General features: G+C 37.4%; 18 protein-coding genes. 11 read left to right on the top strand and 7 right to left on the bottom strand.

Annotated elements, in window-relative coordinates; genetic code table 11:
• Positions 1-77 precede the first annotated feature (77 nt).
• Positions 78-2,525, bottom strand: coding sequence for a bifunctional aspartate kinase/homoserine dehydrogenase I (gene thrA / locus B2O97_RS03175; RefSeq protein WP_070563074.1), 2,448 nt, complete (start codon positions 2,523-2,525; stop codon positions 78-80).
• Between the two features lie 536 nt (positions 2,526-3,061).
• On the opposite strand from thrA, the gene B2O97_RS03170 reads away from it, so the two are divergent.
• Positions 3,062-3,643 (top strand): C40 family peptidase, encoded by a 582-nt coding sequence (locus tag B2O97_RS03170; protein ID WP_046671999.1) that lies wholly within the window; start codon positions 3,062-3,064, stop codon positions 3,641-3,643.
• Positions 3,644-3,748: 105 nt separating this feature from the next.
• Positions 3,749-4,261 carry a phosphoribosyltransferase family protein gene (locus B2O97_RS03165; protein ID WP_070563077.1) on the top strand — a complete coding sequence of 171 codons (513 nt, stop codon included), beginning with the start codon at positions 3,749-3,751 and terminating at the stop codon, positions 4,259-4,261.
• A 9-nt stretch (positions 4,262-4,270) separates the two neighbouring features.
• Here B2O97_RS03165 and B2O97_RS03160 read toward each other — a convergent pair whose 3' ends face one another.
• The 5 genes from B2O97_RS03160 to B2O97_RS03140 all read right to left on the bottom strand — a co-directional run bounded on the left by B2O97_RS03160 (position 4,271) and on the right by B2O97_RS03140 (position 10,148).
• Positions 4,271-5,737 carry a LysM peptidoglycan-binding domain-containing protein gene (locus tag B2O97_RS03160; protein WP_083295828.1) on the bottom strand — a complete coding sequence of 489 codons (1,467 nt, stop codon included), beginning with the start codon at positions 5,735-5,737 and terminating at the stop codon, positions 4,271-4,273.
• 183 nt (positions 5,738-5,920) lie between these two features.
• Positions 5,921-6,118 carry a twin-arginine translocase TatA/TatE family subunit gene (gene tatA, locus B2O97_RS03155; RefSeq protein ID WP_046671996.1) on the bottom strand — a complete coding sequence of 66 codons (198 nt, stop codon included), beginning with the start codon at positions 6,116-6,118 and terminating at the stop codon, positions 5,921-5,923.
• A gap of 93 nt (positions 6,119-6,211) precedes the next feature.
• Positions 6,212-7,525 (bottom strand): murein hydrolase activator EnvC family protein, encoded by a 1,314-nt coding sequence (locus B2O97_RS03150; RefSeq protein ID WP_112375502.1) that lies wholly within the window; start codon positions 7,523-7,525, stop codon positions 6,212-6,214.
• Positions 7,526-7,633: 108 nt separating this feature from the next.
• Entirely contained in the window at positions 7,634-8,437 is an 804-nt protein-coding gene (locus B2O97_RS03145; RefSeq protein ID WP_070563085.1) for a DUF4292 domain-containing protein, read from the bottom strand.
• Positions 8,427-10,148: a tetratricopeptide repeat protein gene (locus B2O97_RS03140; protein WP_286766926.1), complete on the bottom strand. Its 1,722-nt coding sequence runs from the start codon at positions 10,146-10,148 to the stop codon at positions 8,427-8,429. Before B2O97_RS03140 ends, B2O97_RS03145 begins: the two co-directional genes overlap by 11 nt.
• Before the next feature lie 235 nt (positions 10,149-10,383).
• Here B2O97_RS03140 and rplM point away from each other — a divergent pair, with 235 nt between their 5' ends.
• The 6 genes from rplM (at position 10,384) to B2O97_RS03110 (ending at position 15,086) form a co-directional block, all read left to right on the top strand.
• Positions 10,384-10,827, top strand: a complete 444-nt coding sequence (gene rplM / locus B2O97_RS03135; protein ID WP_046671993.1) for a 50S ribosomal protein L13 — start codon at positions 10,384-10,386, stop codon at positions 10,825-10,827.
• Positions 10,828-10,838: 11 nt separating this feature from the next.
• Entirely contained in the window at positions 10,839-11,225 is a 387-nt protein-coding gene (gene rpsI, locus B2O97_RS03130; protein WP_070563091.1) for a 30S ribosomal protein S9, read from the top strand.
• Positions 11,226-11,243: 18 nt separating this feature from the next.
• Complete coding sequence (gene rpsB / locus B2O97_RS03125) at positions 11,244-12,041, top strand: 30S ribosomal protein S2 (RefSeq protein ID WP_070563093.1); 798 nt, start codon at positions 11,244-11,246, stop codon at positions 12,039-12,041.
• 195 nt (positions 12,042-12,236) lie between these two features.
• Positions 12,237-13,073, top strand: a complete 837-nt coding sequence (gene tsf, locus B2O97_RS03120; protein WP_070563096.1) for a translation elongation factor Ts — start codon at positions 12,237-12,239, stop codon at positions 13,071-13,073.
• 182 nt (positions 13,074-13,255) lie between these two features.
• Positions 13,256-14,125, top strand: coding sequence for an SDR family oxidoreductase (locus B2O97_RS03115; RefSeq protein ID WP_286766925.1), 870 nt, complete (start codon positions 13,256-13,258; stop codon positions 14,123-14,125).
• Positions 14,126-14,264: 139 nt separating this feature from the next.
• Positions 14,265-15,086 carry a helix-turn-helix domain-containing protein gene (locus B2O97_RS03110; protein ID WP_286709741.1) on the top strand — a complete coding sequence of 274 codons (822 nt, stop codon included), beginning with the start codon at positions 14,265-14,267 and terminating at the stop codon, positions 15,084-15,086.
• On the opposite strand, the gene B2O97_RS03105 is transcribed toward B2O97_RS03110, so the two are convergent.
• Positions 15,083-15,343, bottom strand: a complete 261-nt coding sequence (locus B2O97_RS03105; RefSeq protein ID WP_070563105.1) for a hypothetical protein — start codon at positions 15,341-15,343, stop codon at positions 15,083-15,085. The two genes, B2O97_RS03110 and B2O97_RS03105, sit on opposite strands and share 4 nt — an antisense overlap.
• Before the next feature lie 195 nt (positions 15,344-15,538).
• Between B2O97_RS03105 and B2O97_RS03100 the strand changes: the two genes are divergently transcribed.
• From B2O97_RS03100 to B2O97_RS03090, 3 genes are all read left to right on the top strand, one after another.
• Entirely contained in the window at positions 15,539-15,922 is a 384-nt protein-coding gene (locus B2O97_RS03100) for a hypothetical protein (RefSeq protein ID WP_070563107.1), read from the top strand.
• Positions 15,923-16,080: 158 nt separating this feature from the next.
• Complete coding sequence (locus B2O97_RS03095) at positions 16,081-16,857, top strand: ABC transporter ATP-binding protein (protein WP_070563110.1); 777 nt, start codon at positions 16,081-16,083, stop codon at positions 16,855-16,857.
• A 1-nt stretch (position 16,858) separates the two neighbouring features.
• Entirely contained in the window at positions 16,859-18,538 is a 1,680-nt protein-coding gene (locus B2O97_RS03090; protein ID WP_159333395.1) for a hypothetical protein, read from the top strand.
• Positions 18,539-18,591 lie beyond the last annotated feature (53 nt).

The following is an 18,591-nucleotide window of genomic DNA, read 5'->3' as shown; positions in this document are numbered from 1 at the left end:
TTTATCACCTTATCTTTCAGATACTCCACATTTAAATTATTGGCCATCACGTAATTTTTATTTTCCTTGAATAGTTTTTATGCTCCGACATTTACCAAATCTGCAAATACACCGGCAGCTGTCACCTCAGCTCCCGCACCAGGACCTTTTACGACAAGGGGACGTTCTTTATAACGCTCTGTTGTAAACGATATAATGTTATCGCTGCCTGATAAAGCATAAAAAGGATGATTTTCATCAACAAACTGAATCGCAATGGATACCTTTCCATTTTCCAATTTCCCGATGTAGCGGATTACTTTATTTTCATTGGCTGCTTTCTTCTTCATTGCTTCGAAATATTCATTTTCCTGTTGCAATTCTGTATAAAAAGAATCTACTGTATCTGCTTTCAAACATGCTGGAGGTAATATTGCACCGAGGTCTACATCTTCGGCCTCAACAGCATACCCCGCATCTCTCGCCAGGATGAGCATTTTACGCATAAAATCTACACCACCTAAATCATCCCTTGGATCTGGCTCGGTGTATCCCAGCTCCTGAGCCTGTTTGACGATATCATAAAAAGAAGCATCTGCTTTAAAATTGTTGAAAATATACGAGATTGTCCCTGAAAGAATAGCCTCTATCTTCAGAATACGGTCACCGCTCAGCATCAAGTCTTTGAGCACCCTGACGATAGGCAATCCTGCACCTACATTTGTTTCATAAAAGAAATCTACACCGTGTCGATGAGCAGTATCGCGTAATGTTTTATATTGCTCGAATTTACCTGAATTCGCAATTTTATTGCAGGTGACGATTGAAATATTGGATTTAAAGATATCTTCGTAGTAGGTTGCAGGTAATTTGCTTGCAGTATTATCGATAAATACACAGTTCGGCAAATTCAGCGCTTTCATTCGATCTATAAACAATGCCAGGTCTGATTCAGTTCCATTTTTAGCAAGTTCATCCGACCAATTATTTAAATCAACACCTTCGGTATTGAAAAGCATTTTACGGCTATTGGAAATTCCAACAACTTTAATTTCAATATCATTTTTATCCAATAGGAAGTCATGCTGATTTTCCAATTGTTTAAATAAAGTTGCACCAATGTTACCGGTACCGATATTAAATACATGCAGCGTTTTCTTTAGCTCTGCAAAAAACGCATCATGTACGGCATTAAGTGCCTTCGCTAAATCTTCTTTACCAATAATTACAGATATATTGTATTCGGATGATCCCTGTGCAATAGCACGGACGTTGATACCGTTGCGTCCTAATGCTGCAAATAACCGACCGGCCATGCCGGGAGTTTTTTTCATATTTTCACCAACGATAGCTAAGACCGACAGGTTTTCTTCGATCGCAGGAACGACCAGTTTATTTGCCTGGATTTCAAGCTCAAACTCCACTTCGATCAATTGTATAGCGCGTTTGGCATCCGATGGATTGACAGCAAATGTGATGCTGTGTTCGGAAGATGATTGCGTGATTAGCACAACATTGATCTGCTCTCGAGCCAATAGCGTAAAAAGCCGCCCGCTAAAACCCGATTTACCGATCATCCCTGATCCACTCAGGTTGATGACAGAAATATCCGAGATCGAAGAAATCCCCTTGATTGGCAGCGCAGTTTTTCCACTATCAAACTGAATCACTGTCCCTGAAAAATCAGGCTCAAAAGTATTTCGAATAACTATCGGTATTTTCTTTAAGAAAGCCGGAATCATCGTTGGAGGATAAATCACCTTAGCACCGAAGTAAGATAACTCCATTGCCTCTGTGTATGATAATACAGGCAAGGAAAACGCTTTCTTCACAATACGTGGATCGGCAGTTAACATCCCATTCACATCTGTCCAAATTTCAATGGCTGTTGCGTCCAGTATCGACCCGAAGATCGCTGCGGTATAATCTGATCCACCTCTTCCCAAGGTGGTAATACGTCCATTTTCATTACTTCCGATAAAACCGGTGACAAACAGTAGTTTATCACCATGCGTGATATACAATGATTTCACCAATTGCTCCGTTAGCATTTCATTTAAATGTGCATTACCAAAATTTGAATCAGTTTTCACATAATGGGATGCATCTACAAATAGAGACTCGGGAATATATTGTTCCATCACCTTAGATACCATATAATTTGAGCAACGCTCACCGTAGCTAAGGATCAAATCTTTACTTTGATTACTCAGCTCCTTTAGTGCAGAAATTCCTTGCAGGAGATCTTCTATCTCATTAAAAAACAACTTTAGCTTTGTAAATACAGGATTTTGATATTTCACAGCCAAGAGCTCTTTGACAACCGTAAAATGCTTATCTTCCAAGGACTTTAGACCATCCGAAAAGGACTTTCCTTCGGCAGCGTCCTCCGCCAGTTGGGTAAGTAAGTTTGTTACACCTGACATAGCTGACAACACAACCAATGGTTTTTCCTTTGCATCGTAAGATTTTTTTACAATGCTTAAGACCGCCTTTAGACTTTCTACCGTCCCGACCGATGTGCCTCCAAATTTTAAAACTTTCATACTGTTTTATACTGTTTGTTTAGATTGATGATTTTTATGCTAAAAAAAGAAGCGCTTTCCTTTGTCGAGGAAAGCGCTTCTAAATATTGTGTCTACAATTATATACAACGAAACTACTTCCTCCTGAGTTTTATCCCGGTGGTAATAATAATCGATGTAATAATTGTATTTGTGTTCATTGCTTTTGCTTATGTTTTGTAAATATAGAACAAATATTATCACTTTACCAAAGAAAATTAATATTTTTTTTAAGATTCACAATGAGACATATAATCAAGTGGCATTCTGACATTAGGGGAGCGTTTTTTACTCGAACAGGTAGTCGAGGCACTGTCGTTGATCGTTGACAGAATTATTAAAGTACAATATGCCCAAATGGGCGTTATGAAGATGTTAAAATTGTTAAAATTTCGTTAAATACCTTAAAATAAATTTGACCCTAAACTGATATTGTATTATATTCGCAACAGTGCTGTCCAAAATAGATGACAGTGTTAAATTTTTAAAAGTTAAATGTTGTACAAAAAAGCGATTTAATGAAAACAAAGAAATTTATAGCGTCAATGCTATTTATCGGCTTATGTCTAGTGTCGCAGGCACAAACCAACAGAAACTCCAAACCAGAATCAGATCCTGATAATCTAGCGAAAGAATACTTTTCACAAATCATGGGAGTTGCAGTCTCAGCAACAACAAATACCAAACTTTATCAATTTGTTTACGAATGGTTGGGAACTCCATACCGCTTAGGAGGAGATTCAAAAAGAGGCATTGATTGTTCTAAATTTTCTTATGAATTATACGACAAAGTATTTAACACTTCGTTAGGATATAATAGCAGAAATCAATATTCTCAAGTCAAAACTGTCGAAAAAAATGAGCTAAAAGCAGGTGATTTGGTATTCTTCAAAATTAGAAGTAAAAGTATTACCCATGTAGGTGTTTATATCGGCGATAATAAGTTTGCACATGCCTCGTCCAGTAAAGGAGTTATGATTAGCAATTTAGATGAGCCATACTGGCGACGTTATTATTACAATGGTGGTCGTTTACCAGAAGATAATAGATCGCTTACAGCAGAAATATTAAAAGCGGAAAAAGATAATAAATTGAATTAATAAGATTGATTCAGTCTCGAAAAGTCCAAAGCGTTTAACTCGTTTTGGACTTTTTTTATACAATATAATATCCTATTTTTACCCCATAATCATTGGAATACTATTATGTCTTCAAAGAAAACGCTCATCTTAAATAAAGAACAAATAAAACAAAAATCTATTCGGATTGCCTATCAAATTTTGGAAGACAATTTTGAAGATGAAACACTTGTATTGGTAGGAATTGCTGACCGGGGTTATGTATTTGCACAACGCCTTCAGGCGATTTTACAGGAGATTTCAACGAAGGAAATCCTGCTGATTAAAGTTACTATGAAGAAAACGAGTAGATCGTTGAGTGCAAGCACAGACATACCTGTTGATATTGCAAAAGATAAGACCATCATCTTAGTCGATGATGTACTGAATAGTGGTAGAGCCTTAGCCTATGGACTGGGTGTATTCTTAAACGTTCCATTGAAGAAAATGAGAACGGCTGTATTAATTGATAGAAGCCACCATAAGTTCCCTATATTTAGTGACTACTATGGTACGAAGCTTTCAACGATATTAAGAGAACATGTTACCGTTACTCTTGAAGAATTTGACAAAGAAGAAGATGCAGCATGGTTAATTTAAACCATGCTGTTATTTTTTTGAGACTTTCAATTTCATCCCCGGTTTTATCCGGCTTCCATTTAAATCATTTTCACTTTTAAGTCGACCGACTGATGTGCCATTTTTATCTGCGATCTCAGATAATGTATCACCTTTCTTAACGACATAGTAAGCTGTACGCGTGGCGCTAGCGGCACGTTGTTGGTTTTTCTTTGAAGACCTTTCTGTGTTACGAGCTAATTTCGCATTGACGAAATCATCCTCCTTTTTTATCAGTAAGTTTTGTCCAGGGACAATCTGATTTCCACGCAGGTTATTCCAAGATTTTATATCCTGTACGGTTACTTCAAACTTGTCAGCAATGGAAGCGAATGTCTCACCAACTTTCACTTTATATTTCCCATTCTGTAAAGGCTCGCTTGGATTTTCTGTCTGACTAGGATTTACCGAAGATATTGGCGTATTGAGCGCTGCATACAATTCCTCTGCGGCAATCTTTTTATCCAATACAGGTAAAACTAATCGCAATGGGGACCCTTCAGTGCCATTTAATACATTTTTTTTAAAACTAGGATTCAATGCACGTAATGTCTCTTTTGACACCTGTAAAGCATCCGCTATTTGGTTCAATGAAATACGCTTATTGATATCTAATGCTTGAGTTCTCAGTGAAAGTTCGGTATCCGCAGCATTGATATCATTTTCGTCCGCATATTTCATCGCATAGGTCATTGCGATGAACTTAGGGATATAGTTTTGGGTCTGTTGCGTTAGATATGGAGCGATATCCCAAAAAGTAGCATTCTCCTTTCCCGAACGTTGGATCGCACGGCTAACCGCTCCTTTACCGCCATTATAGGATGCTATCGCTAACAACCAATCGCCATATTCATCATAAGCTTCTTTTAGGATTTTTGCAATAGCATAGCTCGAAGCGATCGGATCCATACGTTGGTCGGTATAACTGTCCACCGTAAGATGATAAGTTTTGGCTTCATAATACATCAATTGCCATAAGCCTGTTGCTCCGGCACTAGAGATATCACGTGGATTTAATGATGATTCGACTACACTTAGATATTTGAGTTCCCGCGGCACTCCTACTTCATCCATGATTTTATCAAACAATGGGAAATAGTATTGTCCTAGTCCCATCATCCTACACATATAGGGATTATAATTATCCGACGTGTATTTGGCAATCAGATCTTTCACTCGTGGTGAGTAGTCTAATGGAACCTCACGTTCTATTGCCTTTAATTTCCGTACAAGCTGTATATCTTCATCTGTAATTTCAGCATCATGCTGTCGGTTACTTCCGGAAGATTTTATACTGTCCAGGTACTGGTAAATGTCTTGTTTTTCTTTTTCGATGCTTTTTTGAAAGAAGGTATGGGCAGCTTCTTTCATACCTTCTACAGCGCTTTCTTGGGCCATGAGTGGTAGTACATAGCATACCCCTCCTAGTATTGAAATTAACGTCTGTTTTCCGATCATAAATTTACTGTTAAATCCGAGTTTGATTCATCTGCTGAAAAATCAACAATAATCTAAACGATTAGAAATGGATTTTAGTATAAAATGGTTTTCGTCCTATTTCGCTATAGGTCGCGTATAAAACAAAATACGATTTTGTTCATCACAAAATCGTATCCATGCTATATGGGATCAAAACCTCCCTTATTTGTTATCTTCTACTTCAGATTTTTTTTCAGGTGAAGACTCATCTTTTTGGCCTTCTTTAAATTCCTTTACTCCTTTACCCAATCCGCGCATCAATTCAGGAATCTTCTTGCCACCAAATAATAGTAACAATATTACTACAATGACAATTAACTCTTGCCCCCCGATTCCCATGATTAATAATGATGTTGACATAACTATAATTTCTTGTTTTTCAATTCTTTTAAACTAAAACTTCTCTCTCTATTTACAAATGTAATGATAATTATTAAATATAGTAATTATTTCTTATCTCGCCAACCATGACATCGGATTCAGTGGTGTTGTTCCTTGTAGTACAGAAAATTCTACCATCGGAACTCCCGTATCGGAATCTACATCGGCCGTCCCTATCGTCTGTCCCGTACTTACTTTTTGTCCTTTTGAAACACTTACACCAGCCAAATTCATATAAACAGTAAAGTATTCACCATGTTTAATCATGACAATACGCTGCCCCATCATCGATACTATACTCAAAACTTCTCCATTAAATACTGCTTTCACGGCCGAACCGCTTGATGTTTGTATTTTGACAGTTTCATGATCCCAATTGACATTTCTACCGACACTTTCTGAACCAAACTCTTGCATAATCTTCGCATTAGAAACAGGCCAAGGCAAACTACCTCGGTTCGATCTGAAGTCATTTGAAAGTTTGACTGCTTCCGGAGTACTACGTAAGACTTCAGAATCTGATTTTCGCGCAGTATTACTGCCTTTCGAACTTGTATTATTTTTACCCTTTGTATTTGATGTGGACTCATTCGCTTTGCGATTCCGTTCAGCAGCAGCTTCCGCAGCACGACGCGCCGCCTCAGCTCGTCGACGTTCAGCCTCAATTTCTCTTCTAATGATCTCCTTGATGGCCGCATTAATACGACGCTCCTCTTTTTGCTTTTGGGTAATATCTTTCTTCACGCCGCGCTCTGTAACAATCAATTCACTCAATTGTCCAGAATAAACAGATCGCTGTTGAGATATGGTTTTTTTCTCATTTTCCTGCTCTTTCATCAAGGCAACCTGTTTGTTTCGGTCCGCCTGCAATTGAGCAATTTTTTGTTCAATCTGTTTCTTGGTATTTTCGATATCGGCAGCTTTCAGCTTTCTAGAATCGTTAAACTGTTGTAAGTACTTAACCCGTCGGAACCCCTGATTAAAATCCTTGGATGCAAAAATAAACATCAATTTATTATAGGCATTCCGGTTTCTGAACGCAAACATCACCATCTTCTCATAGTCACGTTTCATCTTCTCCAATTCGGCCTTTAACTTATTTACGGCAGCGGTATTGGCATTGATATGTTTGTTAATTACAGCTACTTCCGAAGTAATGGTATTTATCTTCTGCTCGCGCAAATTAATCTGCTTACTCAATGCTGTCACTTGTTGTTGAGTAAGTGATTTTTCCTTTGCAATCTCTTTGACCGTATTCTGTAATTCAGCAATTTCACGATTGAGTTTCTCACGCTGTTTTTCAAGTTCAGCCCTAGTCTGCGCCGATGAAATCCCAATCATGAATAGGAAAGCAGCTATACCAAGTATTGTCTTTTTAAAGTTCATTTACAGTACTATTTTTTTGTGTTTGCCATCTTTCTATCCTATTAATTCACCCCATACTTTAGCAAACTAATTGCGAAAGTAATAAATCTAAAGGAAATAGACAGCTTCTCATCGGATTACTTTGTAACGTGACGATACTGAAAAAGGCATTTCGACTGGTTCATTAAAAGTCACTTTGTTAAAATTTATCTCTGTTTTTATCTCTTGACGACCATCAGAAATGATCATTTTTAAAAGCATCGGAAATTCTTGTCCAGAGGCCATGGCATATTCACCGTAATTGGCCTCCAGCAATTGTTTTTTTGAAAGTTGCGCTAATCTAAACTGATAAGGCCTATTGTTATTATTTAACTTATATAAAAAATCTAGTTCATTCAGTTTGCCATCCAACTGGACAGACATCGAGTCCTGTTTAAAATTAACCTGATCAATATCGGACAATAGATTCACCGAAAGATTGGCTAGCAACAAATCCTGTAGATTTCCGAAAGTTAAATCCGGACTGGCAAAACGATATAGGTAGTCAAATGGCTTAACCATATATTCGCTCTGAAACTTATTTAAAATTTGTACACTGTCTGGAGTGATCAATACCCGGGCAACCTCTATACCCAGTGTAGCAGAAATGGAAATCCAGATCCTTTTATCTTTCTCTATTCGAATAGTAGAAGTGACATCATAATTGTCCTTCCCAAGATCGAGACGCATCTTCGCTTTTCCAGAAAAAGTAGAATAATTCAAATTGGTCAAAAAAAGATCACGTAAGCTATTCTTTTTCGCCTCCCTTGTATTATCTTTTATGGTCAACTCGTTTTCAGCTTTAAGGTCAGCACCTTTTAGTAGTTTCTTCTTAGAACTACAAGAAGAAAGCAGCAACACAACAGCACTAACCCAAACAATTTTATTCCACATAGCTCTTAGTCTCAATCTTCTTTTTCAATTTCAGCTTACCCTCCTCCGTATCAGCTCCCTTTTCTAAAGCGAGGTTCCACTGCTTAACGGCATCCGTTGTTTTCCCTAACTTAATCAAAATGTCGCCATAATGTTCCAGTAATACCGCCGTTTGCGGATTTGTATTTTTTAACGCTTTTTGAATCCATACTAGTGCGTCATCATATTTTCCATTTGCAAAAAGTACCCAAGCATAGGTATCTTCAAAAGTTCCATTATTGGGCTGCAATTTCGTCGCCATTGCGGCATACTTTATAGCTTCATCAAGTCGTTCTTTTCTTAACGACAAATAGTATGCTAAATTGTTCATCGCCGTCACATTTGTACTATCCAATCGAATAGCTTCGATATAAGCCGCGTCAGAGGCTTTATACATCTGAAGTGAATTATAAATATCACCTAATCCCCCATAAATATTTGCTTGTAGAAAAGGCGATTCATCCTGTGCATTATTAAGTGCAGCCTCCATAAACTTTCGGCTATTTTCCATGTCTTTTTTCATCAAATAGGCCATACTCGTAAAATAGAGTATGGTCGCATTATTGGACACATAGTGCAGCGCTTCCCCACCATGTGCAATGGCTTGATCAAATTCACCTTTGTCCATATCCAAACTCATCAGCATCCGCCAAGCATCGATCTGGTAGGGGTTCATACTCACGGCTACCGCTAGTGAACTTTGAGCAGCGGACTTATCGTCTCTCAACCATAACACTTGTCCCTTTGCCATATGGCTTTCGGCAATACGTGGATGAACTTCAACCAAGATATTCACCAATTCCAAAAGTTGGTCTTTTGTATAGGGACCTTTCGGATTCAACAAGGTCATTATAATCCGATTCTTATCTGCAAAATCAACTTTCTTAGATTGAAATCCTTGCTTAAGTGCATCAAAAGATAATTTCAGCTTTTTATCAAATCGATAGAGATCAGCCAAATCGAAATAAAGAAAATCCTCTTTTGTGGTCTGAATTCCTTTATTAATGTAGTCCAATGCAAGCTTCGAATTTTTGGAAAGATTATAGGCTTGCGCTAATTGTCCATACACTTGAGCCAGCGAAGTCCCTTTGTCTGCCCAGGGCTTCAAAAGATCAATGACAGCTTTATAATTACCGGCATCATTTAACAACACACTGCCAACCATGTCCAATGTATCAGAAGCGACAGCGATCTCTTTGGTTTTATAGAAATACTCCAAAGCCACATCCTTGTACCCACCATTGAAAAGGAGCATGATACGCTCCCGTTTTAGTGAGGCAGTATTATTGTCATCTCGATCTATCAACTTATCGAGATAGATTAAAGCACTATCCGCGTCGTTTTTACTTTTAAATGCATCTACAGCAAAACTTAGATATTCCGGCTTCGACTGAATATTCAGCGCTTCTTTTATAGCTTCGATCGCTCCATCTTGATTTCTCATCTGCGCAAGAAGAATTGCCTTTGTAAAATAGATGTCATCGGCTTGTGGGTAATCTGCGATTATAGCATCCAAAGAATCCATCCCCGGGCCAATTTTTCCTTGCTTCAATATTTCCTGTACGTTTTTGAGTCGTGCATCGTAAGGTTTAGGCTTATTATCCGGAGATTGTGCCTTTAATGAGCCCAGTGCTACTAGGAGTAAACCAATAAAACTTAAAAAAAATCGCTTATCTAAAAAATTCAATCTCATCTACTTCCGCTATAATAATTTAAAAATTCTTCCTGCAATATACTAACTAATGTAACAATATTCATTCGAGGAAGTTGTAAAAATATTGAGATTAGTGGGGCTCGCTTGAAATTCAACTCGTTTTCAACAAAATAAGCAAAATAGATTTTAAAATATAGAATAATAGATGTACCTTTGCAGACCCTTGAGATAAGGGGAAGAAAAATTTTTTAATAAATTATTTAAACAAAAGCAAGTGAATACGTTAAGTTACAAAACTGTCTCTGCCAACAAGAACACCGTTAACAAAGAGTGGATCGTTGTTGACGCTGAAGGAGAGATTTTGGGGCGTTTGGCGAGCAACATCGCGAAAGTAATTCGTGGTAAGCATAAGCCTACATTCACCCCACACGTAGACTGTGGAGATAACGTGATTGTTATCAATGCAGACAAAATTAAATTGACAGGAAACAAATTAGGCGACAAAGTTTACGTACGCTACACTGGATACCCAGGTGGTCAACGTTTCGTTTCTCCTAAAGAGTTAATGGCTAAATTTCCTGAACGCATTATTGAAAAAGCTGTTCGTGGTATGCTTCCTAAAAACCGTTTAGGTCGTCAATTGTTTAAAAACCTTTACGTTTATGCTGGTACTGAGCACAAGCATGAAGCACAAAATCCAAAACCAGTTAAATTTTAAGGAGAATCGTCATGTCAACAACTAACACTTCAGGAAGAAGAAAAACTGCTGTTGCCCGCATTTACTTAACTGCTGGTAGCGGAAACATTATCATAAACGGTAAAGACTACAAAGAGTATTTCCCAACATTACCTTTGCAATACATCGCTACACAGTCATTGAACGTAGCTGGTGAATTAGCAAACTTTGATGTAAAAGTAAACGTTAACGGAGGTGGTGTTAAAGGTCAAGCAGAAGCTGTTCGCTTAGCGATCGCAAAAGCTTTGGTTGAGCTTAACCCAGAAGTTAAACCTGCATTACGCGCTAAAGGTTTAGTAACACGTGATGACCGCATGGTTGAACGTAAGAAACCAGGACGTCGTAAAGCTCGTAGAAGATTCCAATTCAGTAAACGTTAATCAAAGGAGGATCAAAAAATGGCAAGAACTACTTATCAAGATTTATTGGATGCAGGTGTGCACTTTGGTCACCTTACACGTAAATGGGATCCGAAAATGGCTAAGTACATTTTCATGGAACGCAACGGTATCCACATCATTGACTTGAACAAAACTCTTACGAAATTAGAAGAAGCTGCTTCAGCTATCAAACAAATCGTAAAATCAGGTCGCAAAGTTTTATTCGTCGCTACGAAAAAACAAGCAAAAGAGATCATCGCACAACAAGCAAAAGAGGTTAATATGCCTTTTGTAACTGAGCGTTGGTTAGGTGGTATGCTTACAAACTTCGCTACAGTTCGTAAGTCTATCAAAAAAATGTCTAACATTGACAAAATGCAAAAAGATGGTACATATGATGTATTGTCTAAAAAAGAGAAGTTGATGATTCAACGTGAGCGTATCAAATTAGAAAACCTTTTAGGAGGTATCGCTGATTTGAACCGTTTACCAGCTGCTTTATTCATCATCGATGTGAAAAAAGAACACATCGCTGTTTCTGAAGCAATGAAATTGAACATCCCTACTTTTGCAATGGTAGATACAAACTCTGATCCTTCAAACATTGATTTCCCAATCCCAGCAAATGATGACGCTAGTAAATCTATTAGTTTAATCGCCGGTATCATTGGTCAAGCAATCCAAGAAGGTTTGGACGAGCGCAAACGCGACAAAGAAGAAGAAGCTGAAAAAGATGCTGCTGCTGCTAAAGCAAAAGTTGATAATAGTGATGCTTCAGAAGCTAAACGTCCTCGCAAAGCGAAAGACGGAGAATAATATTTTTATTCCAAACCGGATGGCGTAGCGTTAGTTTCTGGAAAAGTTTACTTTTCTTGAACTAGCCTCTCTGTCCGGTTTTTTGGTTTAACAATACTCGTTTATCAAGAAATGTTAAACTTCATATTAGCTTAACATGTTTTAAGTTAATATTGTACAAATTTCAGTCGTAAATAATAATAAAAAGAAATAAACATGTCAGTACAAATTTCTGCATCAGATGTGAACAAATTGCGTCAACAAACTGGCGCTGGTATGATGGATTGTAAAAAAGCTTTAGTTGAGTCTAATGGTGACTTTGAAGCTGCTGTAGATTACTTGCGTAAAAAAGGCGCTAAAGTAGCTGCTAGCCGTCAAGATCGCGACTCTAACGAAGGTGTTATCATCGCTAAAGCTACTGCTGATGGTAAATCAGGTATCGTAGTTGAAGTTAATTGTGAAACTGACTTCGTAGCTAAAAACGCAGACTTCGTTGCTTTCGCTGAAAAAATTGCAGACGTTGCATTAAACAGTAAACCTGCTTCTTTGGAAGAATTAAAAGGTTTGGAACTTGATGGCAAAAACATCGCTGATTTATTAATCGAGCAAACTGGTGTAATTGGCGAGAAAATTGACGTTTCTAAATACGAAACTATCACTGCTGAAAAGGTTATCGCTTATATTCACGGTAACTACCGTTTAGGTGTATTAGTAGGTCTTTCTGCTGATGCTGCTGGTGCTGAAGAAGCAGGTAAAGATGTAGCAATGCAAATTGCCGCAATGAACCCTATCGCAATTGACAAAGATGGTGTTGATCAAAACACAATCGAGCGTGAAATCGCTATTGCTAAAGAGCAAATCATTGCTGAAGGTAAACCTGCTGAAATGGCTGAGAAAATCGCTCAAGGTAAATTGAATAAATTCTTCAAAGACACAACTTTGTTAAACCAAGAATTCGTAAAAGATTCTTCTAAAAACATCGCTCAATTCTTGGATTCAGTTTCCAAAGGATTAACTGTAACTGCTTTCAAACGCGTACAATTGGGCGCATAAGCATAATCCATTCTATTACCAGAATTGGAAATTTTTAAAACAGGAGCTATTCTTCGAATGGCTCCTGTTTTTGTTTATATCTCTTCCTTCATTTATTCCCGAACTACTTTTCACCGCTGGCCTTGACTTTTATTTTATCTCAAATTTGTGTAACTTAAGGATACATAAAAACTGGACAGCATATGGGTATTTTAAAGGAAAACGCGTTAAAAGGAAAACGAATTTTGATTACGGGTGGTGGTACAGGCCTCGGAAAAGCCATGACAGATTACTTTCTCGAGCTTGGCGCCTCTTGCCTGATCACGAGCCGTAAAGATGATGTTATACAGCTTACAGCGAACGAATTGTCGGAAAAATATCAGGCGAAATGTCTTGCAGTAGCTGGAGATGTCCGAAATTATGAGGATGTCGAGCGCGTCGTTTCCTGTGGATATGAACATTTTGGCGGGATAGATATACTCATAAACAATGCTGCCGGAAATTTTATCTCCCCTACCGAACGTTTAAGCCACCGCGCCTTCGAATCTGTTATTGGTATCGTTCTCCAAGGTAGTATAAACTATACCCTAGCACTGGGCAAGCGTTGGATTGAGGCCAACGAACATAATAAAGCTATACTAAGTATCGTCACAACCTATGCTTGGACGGGTTCTGGCTACGTTGTTCCTTCTGCAACAGCTAAAGCCGGAGTTCTTGCATTAACTCGATCGTTAGCCGTTGAATGGGGAAAAAAAGGGATAAGACTCAATGCTATAGCTCCGGGTCCATTCCAAACTTCAGGTGCCATGGAACGGCTACTTCCAGGTGAATTAGGCGAACTTCTCTCGCCTACCAAACGTATCCCCTTGGGCCGCTTGGGCAAACTGGAGGAATTGGCCAACCTCGCGGCCTATCTGGTATCCGATTACGCCAGTTATATCAACGGTGATGTTATCACGATAGATGGCGGCGAGTGGCTTAAGGGAGCAGGTGAGTTCAATGGATTGGATATTATTCCTGAAGATCAATGGGATGCTATTGAACAGATGACCAGAAATGCAAAAAGCACCTGATAATCGTTTAAAATAACGAATGATTTATTTTATGGTGAATACGCAACTGTATTACATGCCGGTTTAAAAGAGGAAATAGCAAGGTCTTTAATCCATTTTTCTTAGGTTTGTAGCGATTATTCCAATAGACTCTGTACATATGATGAATTTATCTTTCGAATCTCAAAAAATCAAGCATAAAGAAAAATTAGAACTCAATAAAACGGGTTTTGATTTTGCGTTAGTTTATATAACCGAAGGCACACTCGTATCGAAAGGGAATAATTTAAAATTTTCCAAAGAGAATTTACTTTTTTTGAATAAAGATTTCGAAACACTTGAGACAAAAAAAGATACAACTGCATTTGTACTCTATTTCTCCAACTCCTACTTTAAAGATCTGCACTTTATACAACAAAATTTTAGACTTACTCACAACCCGGTTGATATCTTTAACTCGAAGACATTGTTAAATAAGAGCCTATCCCTTAAAAAGGAAAATAAAAAACTGATCGAGCGGGTAATTTCGCTAATTCAACAATATGAGAGTGAACATGAAGCGGCATCAATTTTTATATTCCACCAGACAATGTCCCTTTTCGCTTTAGTAGAAAATATATTGAAAGATCTGGAGCTACCTATTAACGAGTCTTATGAATTGTCTCAAGAGATCGAGCAATACATACAGCAAAATATCTATTTCCCGGATAAATTACAAATCAAGTCGATTGCAGATCAGTTCCAAATTTCAGCAAATTATTTTGGGGCCTTTTTTAAAAAAAGATATTCAAAAAGCTACAAAGTGTATATAGACGATATTCGTATTAAACTAATTGAGGAGCGACTAGCATCCAATAGATACACGATGAAACAAATTGTAGAAGAACTCGGATTTAATGATGAAAGTCACCTAACCAATTTCTATAAGAAGAAAAGAAATATTACACCCAGCTCTTATAAAAGAGCTAAAAATAGTGCTTAGTTATCGAGTTGGATTACACCATTAAGATCGTGATTTAAAGAGCGTTGAATGGCTTCATCCAAAATAAGAATCTTCTTTCCTTGAAAGGTCGCTGCATCATGACTGTCAAAATTTGAGCTACTGGAATTAAAAGATTCCAATTTCATTGGGAAATAAATTGGGTTCTCATCTTCAGCCCGACCAATGGTCAATAAAATATTGTAGCCTTGTAGGCGTAAACTCTGTAAAGTCTGATAATTTAAACGCTTGAAGATCATAATTCCTATTTTAGAATAAAACAAACATATAATTATATTGTTTTACTGCTTTAACCATTTTTTGGATTTTATCTTTCCAAAAGAATCTTCACATTCCTGACCTCCTAGTGGCACTGGAACATTCGCTTTCACAGATAAATCAAAAACTTTTTTTTACGGGAACTGTTTTACAGATAAATAAAAATTAGCAGGATTATGTCGAAAAAAGAAAGTAAAAATGGGAAAGTCGAAGAAGATTATCCAGATAAAGAGCAGGACCTTGCTTTTAATGAAGAACTTGACAGTTATGAAATGGATGTCGATGACAACGATCCAGACTACGATCACCCGGCTGACTACGATACAGTAGCTGAAGGTGCAATTGATGATGATTCAACATACGATGACTCTAATCCTTTTGTCGGAGATGAGTATGCAACACAAGATGAACTCAAAGAGGAAGATCTAGATAATGCTAACATGCGAATCGAGACTTTTGATCATGAACGTTTATCCCCTTTGGACAAGAAATTAGCCGAGAACGAAGAAGATTTGAGAGATGATCTCGATGAAGAGGGATATCCTAAAAACGATAGGTAGTTTTTCCGAAAATAACATAATTTTTGAAGGGACCGGAAGGTCCCTTTTCCATTGATTAAAATAAAGACTTTCTTCTCAAAATTAGGTATCATATACTTTTCAATTGGAAACTATAACTCCAATTTTTTATGTAAGTTTACTTTGAAGATTATAATGATATGGAAAGTATATTACCTCTCATCCGGATTGTTGACCTAAAAAAGTCATACGGAGAAAAAGAAATATTGAAAGGAATCAACCTCGACATATTCCCAGGTCAAGTTATCGGATATATTGGCCCAAATGGTGCCGGCAAATCCACAACTGTTAAAATATTAACAGGACTTATCGAGGACTTCACAGGCACTGTAGAAATTAATGGCATCAATATTCAAAAAGATCCACTTGCAGTAAAAGCATTATTGGGATATGTTCCCGAAAACGCAGAATTATATGATGTACTGACTCCCATGGAATACCTGGATTTTGTAGGTAAACTCTATGGAATGGAAGATAAGGTCATTCAGGAACGTTCCTTAAAACTGTTAGCGGCGTTTGGCCTTGAATCTAATGTAAATAATAGGATGGATACCTTCTCCAAAGGAATGCGTCAAAAAGTACTTTTAATTTCAGGAATTATTCATAACCCACAAATTATCGTGCTGGATGAACCATTATCTGGACTCGATGCTAATGCTGTTATCTTTGTTAAAGAACTTATCTCATTACTTGCAAAAGAAGGGAAAACAATTTTCTATTGTTCACATATGATGGACGTTGTTGAAAAAGTATCTGATCGGATCTTACTGATAAACCAGGGGAGCATCATTGCGGATGGTACGATTGAGGAACTAAAAACAGATCCTAACGAATCATTGGAGCATATATTTGCTAAATTAACCAATACGGGCAGCAGCGCATTGGACGCTTCCAATATCATTACAGCAATTCAATAACATGGAAAAATTTATCTTAAAATTTATCCTTCTTTTTCGTGGGGTTTGGAAAGGCTTAGGTATCAATTATGAACAGTTTAAAATCATCTTAGAAACCAAAATAATCCTAGATAATCGAAAGCCTATTAGCTTTCGCAAACGTAGCTCGGGAAAATCATCTTCGTCGTCATCGATTTTACAATTCTTATTGTATCTCATCTTTGGCCTGATATTCATGGTCATTATTTTGTCGATTCCAGATAGGTACTTAGCCATTTCGATCATGCTACTCAGTTTCATTAGCATGTTAAGTATTACACTGGTGTCCGATTTTTCGCCCATACTATTAGATACTCGGGATCAGTATATCATTATGCCCAGACCAGTTAATGATAAGACTTTAGCTATTTCCCGAATAACTTTTATTGCAATCAAGCTTTTTAATCAAGTAATTGCGTTAACCTTACCTGTGCTTATTTATGTATCTTTCAATTGGGATATCGTCTCCGTCCTTCTTCTATGTCTGCAGCTTATACTAAGCACATTGATCGCGCTGATATTTGTCAACGGATTTTATCTGATTAGCATCAAATATCTCCCCATACAAAAGTTTAAAGATGTAATTACTTATATACAGATCGGTCTCTCGCTAGTTCTTTTCCTATCCTATTATGTTGGCCCTAATTTGATTCAATCTATTGTAGAATCTCATTTAACGATGGAACAGCTCAGATTTCTTTGGATATTCCCAAGTACCTGGATTGCATCATTTCAACCATTACTCTTTGGCAGCCACAGTGTACATATGGTCGTCTTATCAACATTAGGAATACTAACTCCTCTTGCTGGTATTTACGCTTGTACTAAGCTATTTTCACGTGGATTTAATGCGAAAATAGCTGCACTTGCAACCGCCGATAGCCTTCCTGATGAAGCTTCACAATTAACTCGAAATAATCCATCCCAATTACCTTTATATAAAAGAATTTCCTCGAAGGTTTGCTCATCCCCGGTTGAAGAGGCAGGATTTAGCATTGTATGGCTGATAAGTTCTAAAACGAGAGAATTTAAGCAACAGCTATACCCTTCGTTGGCTTATCTACCTATTTATTTCGTTTTTTTATTTCTACGTACAGGAGATGATCTCCCAATAGCTGGCAAAATAGCGAAGCTTCGTGATTCAGGCTTGTATATAATTATGTTTTATCTTTCGTTATTAACCATACTAACCGTTTTCCAGCTTATTACGCAAAGTAATAAATATAAAGCGGCCTGGGTCTACCATGTGACTCCCATACAAAAACCAGGACAACTGATGACTGGAGTTCTTAAAGCATGTCTTATCAAATATGTTTTACCGTTCAACATTCTGTTTCTTTCTATCTGTGTACCACTATTTGGTCTCAGTTCTATTAATGATCTGCTATTATCTTCCGCTATTGGCGGTATCGAAAGTATTCTGATTATGCTTTTTATTGTCAAAAGCTATCCGTTTTCGAAGGCTAGTCAATCCAATTCAAAAGCAATAACTAATCTACTGATATTAGGTCTATTGGGTATTTTGGGATACTTACATAAAACCATTTTCCACTATGAAACACTAATTTGGATCTTAGCTGGACTTGCATGGTTCATCTTCTTTTTAATGCTGAAGTACTTACAGCGAGAAGACTGGAAAGGCTTAGCTTACGACGACAATTGATTAAACAGATGAAAAAAAGCTCCATAATGGAGCTTTTTTTATCAAATTCTTCA

Origin of the sequence: Sphingobacterium sp. UBA865 (assembly GCF_002295765.1) — a bacterium.
GTDB lineage: Bacteria > Bacteroidota > Bacteroidia > Sphingobacteriales > Sphingobacteriaceae > Sphingobacterium > Sphingobacterium multivorum.
This window is presented reverse-complemented; position numbering and strand designations above follow the sequence as displayed.

Excerpts from the sequence above, each read along its gene's own strand:
- thrA (WP_070563074.1), bottom strand. The coding sequence starts at position 2,525 with ATGAAAGTTTTAAAATTTGGAGGCACATCGGTCGGGACGGTAGAAAGT.
- B2O97_RS03170 (WP_046671999.1), top strand. The coding sequence starts at position 3,062 with ATGAAAACAAAGAAATTTATAGCGTCAATGCTATTTATCGGCTTATGT.
- B2O97_RS03165 (WP_070563077.1), top strand. The coding sequence starts at position 3,749 with ATGTCTTCAAAGAAAACGCTCATCTTAAATAAAGAACAAATAAAACAA.
- B2O97_RS03160 (WP_083295828.1), bottom strand. The coding sequence starts at position 5,737 with ATGATCGGAAAACAGACGTTAATTTCAATACTAGGAGGGGTATGCTAT.
- tatA (WP_046671996.1), bottom strand. The coding sequence starts at position 6,118 with ATGTCAACATCATTATTAATCATGGGAATCGGGGGGCAAGAGTTAATT.
- B2O97_RS03150 (WP_112375502.1), bottom strand. The coding sequence starts at position 7,525 with ATGAACTTTAAAAAGACAATACTTGGTATAGCTGCTTTCCTATTCATG.
- B2O97_RS03145 (WP_070563085.1), bottom strand. The coding sequence starts at position 8,437 with ATGTGGAATAAAATTGTTTGGGTTAGTGCTGTTGTGTTGCTGCTTTCT.
- B2O97_RS03140 (WP_286766926.1), bottom strand. The coding sequence starts at position 10,148 with ATGAGATTGAATTTTTTAGATAAGCGATTTTTTTTAAGTTTTATTGGT.
- rpsI (WP_070563091.1), top strand. The coding sequence starts at position 10,839 with ATGTCAACAACTAACACTTCAGGAAGAAGAAAAACTGCTGTTGCCCGC.
- rpsB (WP_070563093.1), top strand. The coding sequence starts at position 11,244 with ATGGCAAGAACTACTTATCAAGATTTATTGGATGCAGGTGTGCACTTT.
- tsf (WP_070563096.1), top strand. The coding sequence starts at position 12,237 with ATGTCAGTACAAATTTCTGCATCAGATGTGAACAAATTGCGTCAACAA.
- B2O97_RS03115 (WP_286766925.1), top strand. The coding sequence starts at position 13,256 with ATGGGTATTTTAAAGGAAAACGCGTTAAAAGGAAAACGAATTTTGATT.
- B2O97_RS03110 (WP_286709741.1), top strand. The coding sequence starts at position 14,265 with ATGATGAATTTATCTTTCGAATCTCAAAAAATCAAGCATAAAGAAAAA.
- B2O97_RS03105 (WP_070563105.1), bottom strand. The coding sequence starts at position 15,343 with ATGATCTTCAAGCGTTTAAATTATCAGACTTTACAGAGTTTACGCCTA.
- B2O97_RS03100 (WP_070563107.1), top strand. The coding sequence starts at position 15,539 with ATGTCGAAAAAAGAAAGTAAAAATGGGAAAGTCGAAGAAGATTATCCA.
- B2O97_RS03095 (WP_070563110.1), top strand. The coding sequence starts at position 16,081 with ATGGAAAGTATATTACCTCTCATCCGGATTGTTGACCTAAAAAAGTCA.
- B2O97_RS03090 (WP_159333395.1), top strand. The coding sequence starts at position 16,859 with ATGGAAAAATTTATCTTAAAATTTATCCTTCTTTTTCGTGGGGTTTGG.